Origin of the sequence: Streptomyces griseus (assembly GCF_900460065.1) — a bacterium.
GTDB classification, from domain to species: Bacteria; Actinomycetota; Actinomycetes; order Streptomycetales; family Streptomycetaceae; genus Streptomyces; species Streptomyces griseus.
Window position 1 is genome coordinate 47495 of sequence record NZ_UAVD01000009.1, and the last position, 11695, is coordinate 59189.

The window sequence follows — 11695 nt, forward strand, 5'->3', positions numbered from 1 at the left end:
CCGCTGGAGCGGCCCGGCTCCCGGCTCAGCGGCCGCCGAGCGCCCCCAGCGCGTCCGTGGTGAGCGCGCTCACGGGCACCCCGGACTCGCGGCTCAGCGCGCGCAGCAGTCCGGCCCGGGTCGCATAGCCGGCCGCCCTGGCCGCGGCCGTCAGCTCGCCTCCGCCGCGGAGGTGTTCGACGGCGGCGTTCATCCTGGCCCGGTTGCGCCACCGTGTGAAGGGCAGTCCGGTCTCGTCGAGGATGACGCGCTGCACCTGGCGGGGGCTCATCCGGTGCCGTTCGGCGAGCCGTTCCAGGGTGAGGGAGGGGGCGCGCAGGGCCTCGCGGGCGAGTGCGCGCACCGCGGGGTGGACGGGCAGCACGACCGGGAAGTACTGCCGGGAGATGCCCCTCAGGACCCGCCCCAGTTCCTGGCGGAAGGGCTCGACCTGCTCCGGGGTGGACGGCGCCGCGCCCAGTGTGGTGGTCATGACCTCCACGATCGCGGGGACCGCTCCGAGCGGCTGGACCCGGCGTCGTGGCTGGTCAGCGGGGTCGAGGAGGGGGCCGAGTGCCATGCCGCCCGGGTCGATCCGCAGCGCGTGCGGCACGCGCGGAGCGAGCCAGAGGGCCTCGTGCCGGCCGAGCCGCCACTCCTCGCCGTCGGCGGACAGGCGGGCGCTGCCGGTCACCAGGTAGATGAGGTGCGGCGCGTCGTGCCGATGCGTGTCGTGCCCCAGAAAGCGGATGGCGTTCTCGGCGACCACCGTGCCGAGCGATGTCGTCGGCAAGCGTGCCTCCCGTTGTGCGACGCGTCGTGTCCGTCACTGGCGATGTCGTACGCGGATCGACGCAGCGGAACCAGCGAGGTTAGCCTCACCTTACCAACAGCTCGAATCTCCGAGCCTACCCAGCCACATGAGGTCCCATGTTTGCTCCTGCCCGCCTTCTCGCCGTCGCGGTCGTCGCCGCGCTGGCCCTCACCGGCTGCTCGGCCGCCGACCCGTCGGGCGACGGGGACAAGGCCTCCGCCGCGAAGACCCGAACGGTCACGACCGACTACGGCAAGGTGGAGGTGCCGACCGAGCCCAAGAAGGTGGTCGTGCTGAACCACGCCCTCGCCGGGTACCTCTACGACCTCGATGTGCCGGTGCGGGCCACCATCCCCGAGGACGCCGAGAGCAAGGGCGAGTTCTCGCCGAACTGGGCGAAGGAGGCGAAGGCGGACGGGACGACCTTCCTGCCGTGGAGCGTCGACGGCTTCGACCTGGAGGCGATCCTCGCCCTGGAGCCCGACCTCATCGTCGGTGGCGGCATCGGCTTCCCGCTGTTCCAGGCGGAGAAGGTGTACGACGAGCTCACCGACATCGCCCCCACCGTGCTGGTGGGCAAGAAGCTCGGCGACTGGCGGGCCCAGTTCTCCTTCCTCGCCGGCGACGTGTTCGGCAAGGCCGACGTCTACGACAAGCACCTGGCCGCCTACGACAAGCGGATCGGCGAGGTGAAGAAGGCGATCCGGCCGCCGGCCGGCCCGGTCTCCTTCCTGACCTTCACCGGCGACGGCACCGCCTTCGGCCTGGTGGAGAGCGTGGGCCTGCCCACCGAGCTGAAGAAGGTCGGCATCGAGCCGGCGCCGGTCTTCGCCGACGGCGGCTTCAAGGTGTACGGGCAGGGCGGTGACATGTTCGAGCTGTCGACGGAGAAGGTGGGCCAGACGATCACCCAGCCGTCCGTGTTCGTGATGGGCTTCAACGCCGACACGACGGACGTCGCCACCCTCAAGAAGAACCCCGTCTACGGCGCGCTGCCCGCCTTCAGGGCGAACCGGGCCTACGACCTGCCGCACTGGGTGCTGCGCGGCGACTACGACGAGTCGATGGCCCTCCTCGACATCATCGAGAAGCAGTTCTCCTGATGGCCGCCCAGCGTGCGTACACGACGCACCCCCTCGTCCTGCGCCGGGTCACCGTGCGCCGCGTCGAGGAGGTCACCCCCCGGATGCGGCGCGTCGTCCTCGGCGGCGAGGAGCTCGCGGCGTTCACCCGTGACGGGATCGACCACCCCGGCTTCACCGCGCCCGGGTTCGACGACCACATCAAGCTGATCCTGGCCGCCGACGGGGACGTCCGGGCGGCGCTCCCGGCCCAGTTGCCGCACGGCATCGAGTGGACGCCGGCCGAGCACCGGCTGACCCGCGACTACACGCCCCGGCGGGTGGACCACCGGGCGGGAGAGCTCCACCTCGACTTCGTGGTGCACGGCGAGGGGCCCGCGGAGGCCTGGTCGGCGTCGGCACGGGAGGGCGACGAGCTGTGGTTCGTGGGGCCCAAGTCGTCGCTCCGGCTGCCGGAACGGCTGGACTGGATCCTCCTCATCGGGGACGAGACGGCGCTGCCCGCGATCGGCCGCTTCCTCGACGAACGTCCCCTCGACGCCCCGGCGCACGTCCTGGTCACCGTCCCGGACGAGGCGGCACGCCAGGAGCCGGTGCTGCGCGACGGCGACACGATCACCTGGGTGGTCGCCGAGCCGGGCGACGCCGCGGCGCTGGACGCCGCCGTGCGCGCCCTGCCGGTGCCGGCGGGCGAGGGGTACGTCTGGGCGGCGGCGGAGAGCCGGGCGCTGCTGCCGGTACGCCGGTATCTCCAGCGGGAGCGGAAGCTCCCCAAGGACCGGCTGAACATCACGGGTTACTGGCACCGGGAGGAGGCCGCCGCAGCCGAGGCGCCGGACACCGCCGACGCCGCCGCGCAGGGCCCTGCCGAGATCCCGTCGCCGCTGCCGTGGCTGGTGGCCCGCGCCGCACTGCGACTCGGCGTCGTCGACGCGGTGGCCGACGCGCCGGGGCTCTCCGCCGACGCGCTCGCGGCCCGGCTGGGCGTGTCCGGGACCGGGATCGGCGTACTGCTTCCGCTGCTCGCCGCGTACGACGTGGTCGTCGGCGCGGACGGCGGGGCCGGGCTGCGCCTGGGCCCGGCGGGCGAGGAGCTCCTGGACGACCACGAGCGGGAGGAGTACACCGGCCACGAGGCCGAACTGCTGCTGGCTCTCACGCACCTGGCTCCCGCGGTCCGGGACGGCACGTCCCCCTGGCGGCTCGCCGCGGGCGCCACCCTGCACGACACGGTGACGCACGACGCCGACCGCTACGCCGAGCTGGTCGAGGAGTGCGAGCAGTTGGTCTTCCTGCTGACCGGTCTGACGGCCGACCCCCTCTGGGCGGACGTCGGGACCTGTCTTCTGACCGGTCCCGGCAGCGCCTCGGTGGTCGCCGCTCTCGACGACGCCGGGCGGCGGCCCCGGCTGCGGATCGCGGAGGAGTCCGTCCCGGCCGAGGTCCTGCGCGGGCATCTCACGGCACCGGACCGGATCGACTGGACGGCCGGCCCCGCCGATGTCGCCGTCGCCGCGAAGGCTCTCGCCCACCGCACCGACGAGGAGGCCGTGGCGCTCCTCACGCGGCTGGCCGAATGGACCGGGACCGCTGTGCTCGTCGAGGCCTCCCGCCCCGACGGGCTGAGCCCGCACGCGGCCGAGGCGGCTCTGCACGCGTACACCGCGACCGGCAGTCCGCTGCGCGACTCCGCCGCGCTCGCCGCGCTCGCGGGGCGCTCGGGATGGAGTGTCGACCGGACGATCGCGCTCGGCTGGGGCACCGAGGCCACGGTGCTGCGCCGGGCCTGACGCCCGCCCCCACAGGGGAGGGGCGGGCGGGGAGGCCGCCGGGGTCAGCCCGACCCCGGCGGCCTCCGCGCGTCGAAGGCGAAGAGGGTGTTGTCGGCCGCGGCCACGAACACCGCGCCCCCCGCGACGGCCACTCGAGGGCTCGCGTCCTGCTCGCCCGTGAGCGCGTCGATCCGGGGGTCGGTCGCCCACAGCGGTTCGCCGTCCTTCGGCGAGAGCGCGACGACCCGGCCGGTGGCCGAGCTGAAGAACAGCGCACCCGCTCCCGCCGCGGGGCCCGAAGCACCCTCCACGCCGGTCTGACGCGACCACTTCCGGCGCCCCGTCGCGGAGTCGAGCGCCGTGACGAGACCGGCCTGCCCGCTCACGTAGACCGTGCCGTCCGCCATGCCCGACGTGCCCTCGTACACCTTGTCGAACCGTGCGTACGTGACCTTCCGCGCGTCCGGGTCGAACCGCGCCACTCCGTCGTACCCGGCCGGCGCCGGTCCCTCGTAGTGCTTCGAGAGGAGGACGAGCCCGCCGCGGGCGGCGCCCACCGGTACCACCGGGCCGTCGACGGTGACGGGCCTGCCCGGGGTACCGGAGGGGAGGGCGAGCGTACGCAGGGTGGGACGGCTCACCCGCAGGTCGTCCACCTCCGCGTCGGCCGCGCACATCGCGAGGAGCCGGGACCCGAGCGGCACGGGGGCGCACTGCGTGCCGGCGGGGAACGGCGTCGTCCAGCGGACCTCGCCGCTGTGGGCGTCCCGGGCCTCGAAGCGGGAGTTGGAGTCGTCGACCGTCACGACGGCGGTGCCGACCACGACGGCGTCCATGGTCCGGCCCGTGACGGCCGTCGACTGGCCGCCGGACGGTGCGGACCACAGCTCCCGGCCGCTGTCGGCGTCGAGGGCGACCACCTCGCTGCGCGGGCTCTCGGGGTCGTCCTGGGCGGCGATGCGGTACCCGAGCACCGTGTCGTCGGTGGCGCCCACCAGGTGCACGCCCTGGGCGGGGACGCCGGGGCTTTTCACGGTCCACACCCGGGACCCGTCGTGTGCCCTGATACGGGTCGCGACGACGCCGCCGCCCCCGCAGAACAGCGCGTCGCCCCGCACGACGCACCGCAGTTCGTCGGGGATGTCCTCGCGACCGCCCGGCACCGTCCCGTGCCACGGCGCGAACCCGTCCGGAAGCGCGCCCGCCAACGCCGCGGTGCTCTGCCCGGCGCCCGCGCCACCGGGGCCCGCGCCGCCGCCACCGTCGAAGGCGCCCGTCGTCAGCGCGGCGACCCCGCCGCCGATCGCGGCCACCGCGACCGCCGCGGCGAGTACGGGCCGACGGCGGCGGCGCGGACGGGCACCCGCCTGCGCCCCGGCACCCTCCGTGCCGGAGGCCGCCGGGGCGGCGCCCCCCGTCGCGAGGTGGGCCTGCGTGTTCATGTCGCGGGTGCGGCCCGCGCCCGGAGCACCGGCCCGGGTCCCGCCGAGTTCGGCGGGCAGGTCCCGCAGCAGCACGAGGAGTTCGTCCGCCGAGGGGCGCCCCTCGGGCTCCTTGTCCAGGCACGGTTCGACGACCGCTCGCAGCGCCTCCGGGACGGCGTCCAACGACGGCTCCTCGTGCACCACCTGGTAGGCCGTCATATAGGGGCTGTCCGCGTCGAAGGGACCGTGGCCGGTCGCCGCGTACACCAGGAGCGTTCCCAGCGAGAAGACGTCGGACCGCGGTCCCACACCGCGCGGCGCCTGCAACTGCTCGGGCGACATGAAGGGCGGTGTGCCGATGACCCGCCCGGTCATCGTCAGCGTCTGCTGGTCCACCGCCCGCGAGATGCCGAAGTCGATGACGCGGGGCCCCTCGGCCGAGAGGACGACGTTCGAGGGCTTCAGGTCACGGTGGACGACGCCCACCCGGTGGATGTCGCGCAGCGCCTCCGCCAGTCCGATGGCGAGGCGTCGCAGCTCCGCTCCGCCCAGCGGACCCCCCTCGGCGATGCGCTGCGTGAGCGTGGGCCCCTCGATGTAGGCCGTCGCCATCCACGGCTGCTCGGCCTCGGGGGCGGCGTCGACGACGGCGGCGGTGAACGCGCCGCTCACCCGTCGGGCGGCAGCCACCTCCTGCCGGAAACGGATGCGGAACTCGTCGTCCCCCGCGAACTGCTGATGGATCAGCTTGATCGCGACCGGCCGGCCCGAGCTCGTACGGGCCAGGAAGACCGTGCCCATGCCGCCCGAACCGAGCCGCTCCTCCAGCGGATAACCGCCGATCTCGACCGGATCACCTCCGCGCAGCGACACTCTTCCCGACCTCCCGTCCCCCGTGCGTCCGTGCACCACGGGCCCGCTCACCTGTGCTGCACCCAAACTAGCCGCAGGGTGGTGCGGCGGAGCGAAGCGGGTGACGGTCGGCGCCGCTCACGGCGGCTCCCGGGCGGAGACCGTCCTCGACGAGGAGGGCCGCCGGCCCACCCGCCGGTTCCGCGTCCGTCTTCCCGCCGGCCCCGAGCCGTACGGCGTGCCTCCCCGACGTACGGGCCGGGGAACGCCGACACCGCCGAATTGCTCCTCATGACCGCATGCGGAGATTCATCGCCGGTCCGGAATGGGGCGCCCGGTCCGGGGATTCCGGCGTACGCCCATGGCCCCTCCATCTGTTCGTATACCCCGACAGGTTGTACAGAGGTAGGAAGCGTCCCGCTTGAACGGGTGAATAGCTGAGGTACCCGGACAGCCCAGGTCACAAAGGTGAGCCCAGGGTGTTCGCGGACTGCCGAAGGAAGATTTTTCTCTTGCGATGCGGCAGCGCGCACCGCGGCGTACAAGTAGATTGCCAACATCACCACGGGGATTGATATCGACCTCCCAAGTGCAGTTCACCGACGAGCATTTGGCGGTCAGTCAGCACGTGAAGAGTTCCTGACGAATACCGAGTCCGGACAGTCCGCCGGTCCGCTGTCGAGCCCGGTCGGGCCGATCGTGCTGCGCGGTCGCGGTGTTCGCTTTTTCGTTTCCGACCTGATCCGGCTGTCCGGGACACCCCCCACACGGCCGACCGAGAGCATGAGGAACGTTCTGTGAAGGTTCGCACGAGGTGGCCGAGCATCCTGATCGTCGGGGGTGTGGCGGCGCTGTTATCGACGGCATGCAGCCCCCAGGACTCCGAGAACGCGATGACCGTCGGGATGTCCGACGACATCCTCGCCACGGATCCGGCCTCGGGCTACGACCCGGGGTCCTGGCTGCTGTTCAACAACGTCTTCCAGTCCCTGCTGAGCTTCCCGCCCGGAGCGTCCACTCCCGTGCCGGAGGCCGCCGAGAAGTGCGCGTTCTCCGACGGCAGCAAGACGTACACCTGCACCTTGCGCGACGAGCTGAAGTTCAGCAACGGCAACAGCCTCACGTCGGCGGACGTCAAGCACTCCTTCGACCGGACGATCAGGATCAACGACCCGGCGGGCCCCGCGCCGCTGCTCTCCACGATCGCGTCGATCAGCACCCCGGACGACCGGACCGTCGTCTTCCGCCTCAAGGTGCCCGACGCGACGTTCCCCAGCAAGATCGCCTCGGGGGGCGGTTCCATAGTGGACCGCCAGGTCTACCCCGAGGACAGCCTGCTCGAAGGCGGCAAGGCGGTCGGTTCGGGTCCCTACGAGCTGAACTCCATCGACAAGAGAAAAGCGGTCTTCTCGGTCTACCCGGGCTATCAGGGCACCGCCGAGGTGAAGAACGCGGGTGTGACCCTGGAGTTCTTCCGGGGTGACCAGCAGGCCCTCCAGTCGGCTCTGGAGAAGGGCGACGTCGACATCGCCTACCGCGGCCTCAGCGCCAAGGCGATAGCCGACCTGGACACCTCCTCCACCGCGGAGAAGGACGGCATCGAGGTGGTCCAGGGCAACAGCGCCGAAGTCCAGCACCTGGTCTTCAACGTCGACGACCCGGTCGTCGGCAAGCTCGCCGTCCGGAAGGCCATCGCCTACCTCGTCGACCGCCACTCCCTGGTCAGCGAGGTCTACCAGTCCACGGCGGCACCGCTCTACTCGATCATCCCGGGCGGCATCACCGGCCACGGCACCTCCTTCTTCGACACCTACGGGGACAGCCCGAAGCCGCAACAGGCGAAGGCGGCGCTGCGGAAAGCGGGTGTGACGGAGAAGGTGGGACTCACCCTCTGGTCCACCCCCAGCCGGTACGGGCCGGCGACCGACGAGGCCCTGGACACCATCGCGGATCAGCTGAACCGGAGCGGGCTGTTCGACGCCCGCATGAGGTCCGTCCCCTTCGACGAGTACGAGAGGGGCATCGCCGAGGGGAAGTACGGCATCTACGTCAAGGGCTGGGTGCCGGACTACCCCGACCCGGACAACTTCACCCAGCCCTTCTTCGGCGAGGGCAACGTCCTGTCGAACAACTACGACAACGAGGAGATCGTGGACCGGATCATCCCGCGGACCTCGTCCATGACGGATCGCGCGAACACCCGGCAGGAGTACATGAAACTGCAGGACATCGTGGCGCGGCAGCTGCCGATCCTGCCGCTCTGGCAGGGAAAGCAGTACGCCGTCGCCCACGAGAACGTCCGGGGCCTGCAGAACTGCCTGGACACCTCGACCGTCTTCCGCTTCTGGGAACTCAGCACGGCCTACTGAGGCGTTCCGCCACGCTCCGCGGCACCCGCCGACGCGGGGCCCGGCGCGGCACCGGCCCGCCCGGGGCGGCCGGCTTCCGGCACGTAGTGCTGGGGGCCGCGCCACTCCTCGGGCGGCAGGTTCCGGGCCGGCGTCTCCACCGGTCCCGGCGCCGGGCGGCCCCGCTCGCGGTCCCAGCCGGCGCGGGCGCGCGGGTGGAAGCGGTGGCGCTCGGGAACGCGTCGCCAGGCGTGGTGCACCAGCCGGCCCAGGAGGCCGAGCAGCCGTTCGTCGCGGGGTGTCCAGCGAAGCCCGAGCCGGTCGCGTACGGCCTGCGGATACAGGCCGACCGTGATCCACAGGGTCAGCCGGACGATCGGGACGCGGACGAGGGCCCACAGCGGGGTGGGCAGCAGCCGCAGGAGGGGCGGCTTGGCGATGCGGCGCATGTTCAGCACGTCCCGGGTGGGCCGGTTGTCCTCCAGGACGTCGGCGCACATGTGGTCCCAGTACCGTTGGAACTCCTCCCAGCTGCGGGGAACGGGCTTCATCGAGAGGCCGTACAGCGCGTACCAGCGGACGTGCTCGTCGAAGAGTGTGTGCCGCTGCGCTTCGGTGAGACCGCCGCCGAACCGCTCGGCCACCTGCACGGTCAGCATGAAGAACGTGGCGTGCGCCCAGTAGAAGGTGCCCGGGTTGAGCGCGTGGTAGGGCCGGCCGCGTTCGTCCACCCCGCCGATCGAGGCGTGGTAGCCGCGCACCTCGCGGGCCGTCCGGGCGGCGAGCGGGCCGTCGTAGACCACTCCCCCGATCGGATACAGCGAGCGGAAGAGGCGCTCCCAGCGCTCCTCGAAGAAGCGTGAGTGCTCGGCGACGCCCGCGCCCAGTTCGGGGTGCATGTTCTGCATCGATCCGGCCCAGGGGGCCAGGAGGAGGCCTCTCCAGTCGCCGAACCAGCGCCAGGTGAGGGTGTCGGGGCCGAGAGGTTCGGCCGTTCTCGGGTCGATGGGGTCGGGTTCGTGGGCCGACGGTGTCACGTGTACCTCCGCTGAGGAATTCCGGTGCGGGGCCGCGCTGTTCGGGACGCCGCACGTGGCGCTGTGCATGGCGCTGCTCGTGACGGTGCGTTGATGGGTTCGCCCTGCCGGTTGCACCGAGGGCAATCTGAGGACATCCGTCATCAGGCTAGAATGTGCGGACACCTGTCGCCAATTGGTCGACGAGCAACGGAGGCAACGGAGTTGGCGGAACGGAGCTGGGGCGGCACCAAGCTCGCCGATCGTCGCGCCGCCCGTCGGCAGGTCCTCCTGGACGTGGCCGAGCGCCTGGCCGGCGAGGAGGGATGCGCGGCTGTCACGGTCCGGTCCGTCTGCCGGGAGGCACGCCTGACCGACCGCTACTTCTACGAGAGCTTCACCGGCCGCGACGACCTGCTCCTCGCCGCCTTCGAGCGGGTCGCCGACGAGGCCAGGGGCGCCCTGGAGGAGGCCGTGGCGCTCAGCGACCCGCAGCGCGACATCCGGGCCGGGGCCGTGGTGTCCGCCTTCGTCGCCCTGGTTCTGGACGCGCCGCACAAGGGCCGCCTGCTGCTCCTGGAACCCTTCGCCGACCCGGCCCTCGGAGCCCACAGCCACCGGCTCATGCCCGTGTTCACCGACCTCGTCGGCGGCCAACTCGCCGGGACCGGGGACGACATCGACCGCCGCATGGCCGCGCACGCCCTGGTCGGCGCCCTGGCGAACCTCTTCGCGGGGTGGTTGCACGGCACGCTCGACGTACCGCGCGAGCGGCTGGAGGCGCACTGTGTGGAACTGGTGCTCGCGGCGACCTCGCGGGAGTAGCCGTGCCTCCCGGCGAGCGGCCCGGACACCGCACCGCCACGCGAGCCGGACACGGTGAAGATTTGTCAACGACCTTCTCAAAAGGTTTCCCGCTCACTACGGTGAGGGACCCATGAGTCCCCCCATCGCCCCCGTGGGCTGGAGTCGCTGGCTGGTGCCGCCCGCCGCCCTCTCGATCCACCTCTCCATCGGCCAGGCCTACGCCTGGTCCGTGTTCAAGCCGCCGCTGGAGGACGCGCTCGGTCTGAGCGGCACCCAGAGCGCGCTGCCCTTCCAGCTCGGCATCGTCATGCTCGGCCTCTCCGCCGCCTTCGGCGGCACGCTCGTCGAGCGCCGCGGGCCCCGATGGGCCATGACCGTGGCCCTCGTCTGCTTCTCCTCCGGGTTCCTGCTCTCCGCGCTCGGCGCCGCGACGGGCCAGTTCTGGCTGATCGTCCTCGGGTACGGCTTCGTCGGAGGCATCGGGCTCGGCATCGGCTACATCTCACCCGTGTCGACGCTCATCAAGTGGTTCCCCGACCGTCCCGGCATGGCCACCGGTATCGCCATCATGGGGTTCGGCGGCGGCGCGCTGATCGCCTCGCCCTGGTCGGCGCAGATGCTGGAGTCCTTCGGCGGCGACGGCTCCGGCATCGCGCTCGCCTTCCTCGTCCACGGGCTGGTCTACGCCGTCTTCATGCTGCTCGGCGTGGTGCTGGTGCGGGTCCCGCGCCCGCGCGCCGAGGAGCCGACGGGCGGCCGGCCCGCGACACCGGAGGGGCCTCAGGTGTCGGCGCGCCGGGCGCTCCGCACCCCGCAGTTCTGGCTGCTGTGGATCGTTCTCTGCATGAACGTCACCGCCGGCATCGGCATCCTGGAGAAGGCCGCGCCGATGATCACGGACTTCTTCGTGGACACCTCCGCCCCCGTGTCGGTGACCGCCGCCGCCGGGTTCGTCGCCCTGCTGTCCGCGGCCAACATGGCCGGCCGCATCGGCTGGTCCTCCGCCTCCGACCTGATCGGGCGGAAGAACATCTACCGCGTCTATCTCGGCGCGGGCACGCTCATGTACGCGCTGATCGCGCTGGTGGGAAGCTCCTCCAAGCCTCTGTTCGTCCTGTGCGCGCTGGTCGTCCTCTCCTTCTACGGGGGCGGCTTCGCCACGATTCCCGCCTACCTCAAGGATCTTTTCGGGACCTATCAGGTCGGCGCGATCCATGGACGTCTGCTCACCGCCTGGTCCACCGCGGGCGTCCTCGGGCCGCTGATCGTGAACTGGATCGCCGACCGCCAGGAGGCGGCGGGGAAGCACGGCGCGGATCTGTACGGGACGTCCCTCCTCATCATGATGGCCCTGCTCGCGGTCGGCTTCGTGGCCAACGAGCTGGTCCGCCCGGTGCACCCGTCCCACCACCTCGACGCCGTACCGGCCGAGCCGGCGGAGAAGGGAGCGCCCCGTGCACGACGACAGCGGGCAGAGTCCGCCTGAGGTGAGGGACCGGCGGCCCCTGATCGTCCTCACCTGGCTGTGGGTGGGCGCTCCGCTCGCCTACGGGCTGTACGAACTGGTCCGCAAGGCGACCCAGTTGTTCACCGGCTGATCC

Annotated in this window: 9 protein-coding genes; 6 read left to right on the top strand and 3 right to left on the bottom strand. The window is 72.0% G+C overall.

Annotation, left to right across the window (positions count from 1 at the left end; translation table 11 throughout):
• Positions 1-25: 25 nt before the first annotated feature.
• On the bottom strand, positions 26-772 hold the full coding sequence (locus DTB53_RS05195; protein WP_030704780.1) for a helix-turn-helix domain-containing protein: 747 nt from the start codon (positions 770-772) through the stop codon (positions 26-28).
• 137 nt (positions 773-909) lie between these two features.
• On the opposite strand from DTB53_RS05195, the gene DTB53_RS05200 reads away from it, so the two are divergent.
• Together DTB53_RS05200 and DTB53_RS05205 are read left to right on the top strand one after the other, a co-directional pair.
• Positions 910-1896 carry an ABC transporter substrate-binding protein gene (locus DTB53_RS05200; protein WP_003970724.1) on the top strand — a complete coding sequence of 329 codons (987 nt, stop codon included), beginning with the start codon at positions 910-912 and terminating at the stop codon, positions 1894-1896.
• Positions 1896-3665, top strand: a complete 1770-nt coding sequence (locus tag DTB53_RS05205; RefSeq protein ID WP_012381924.1) for a siderophore-interacting protein — start codon at positions 1896-1898, stop codon at positions 3663-3665. The genes DTB53_RS05200 and DTB53_RS05205 overlap by 1 nt, the downstream gene beginning before the upstream one ends.
• 44 nt (positions 3666-3709) lie before the next feature.
• Here the strand turns inward: DTB53_RS05205 and DTB53_RS05210 are convergent, their stop codons facing one another.
• Positions 3710-5944, bottom strand: a complete 2235-nt coding sequence (locus DTB53_RS05210; protein ID WP_042497669.1) for a serine/threonine-protein kinase — start codon at positions 5942-5944, stop codon at positions 3710-3712.
• 776 nt (positions 5945-6720) lie between these two features.
• On the opposite strand from DTB53_RS05210, the gene DTB53_RS05215 reads away from it, so the two are divergent.
• A complete protein-coding gene (locus tag DTB53_RS05215) occupies positions 6721-8292 on the top strand; it encodes an ABC transporter substrate-binding protein (protein WP_012381922.1) in 1572 nt (523 codons plus the stop codon).
• Here the strand turns inward: DTB53_RS05215 and DTB53_RS05220 are convergent.
• Positions 8286-9308 (bottom strand): oxygenase MpaB family protein, encoded by a 1023-nt coding sequence (locus tag DTB53_RS05220; protein ID WP_236586251.1) that lies wholly within the window; start codon positions 9306-9308, stop codon positions 8286-8288. The genes DTB53_RS05215 and DTB53_RS05220 overlap by 7 nt on opposite strands.
• Before the next feature lie 204 nt (positions 9309-9512).
• On the opposite strand from DTB53_RS05220, the gene DTB53_RS05225 reads away from it, so the two are divergent.
• The 3 genes from DTB53_RS05225 (at position 9513) to DTB53_RS38105 (ending at position 11692) form a co-directional block, all read left to right on the top strand.
• Entirely contained in the window at positions 9513-10112 is a 600-nt protein-coding gene (locus DTB53_RS05225) for a TetR/AcrR family transcriptional regulator (protein ID WP_003970719.1), read from the top strand.
• Between the two features lie 112 nt (positions 10113-10224).
• Positions 10225-11580, top strand: a complete 1356-nt coding sequence (locus tag DTB53_RS05230) for an OFA family MFS transporter (RefSeq protein WP_012381919.1) — start codon at positions 10225-10227, stop codon at positions 11578-11580.
• Positions 11549-11692, top strand: a complete 144-nt coding sequence (locus DTB53_RS38105) for an MFS transporter small subunit (protein ID WP_003970717.1) — start codon at positions 11549-11551, stop codon at positions 11690-11692. Before DTB53_RS05230 ends, DTB53_RS38105 begins: the two co-directional genes overlap by 32 nt.
• Positions 11693-11695 lie beyond the last annotated feature (3 nt).

Excerpts from the sequence above, each read along its gene's own strand:
- DTB53_RS05200 (WP_003970724.1), top strand. The coding sequence starts at position 910 with ATGTTTGCTCCTGCCCGCCTTCTCGCCGTCGCGGTCGTCGCCGCGCTG.
- DTB53_RS05205 (WP_012381924.1), top strand. The coding sequence starts at position 1,896 with ATGGCCGCCCAGCGTGCGTACACGACGCACCCCCTCGTCCTGCGCCGG.
- DTB53_RS05230 (WP_012381919.1), top strand. The coding sequence starts at position 10,225 with ATGAGTCCCCCCATCGCCCCCGTGGGCTGGAGTCGCTGGCTGGTGCCG.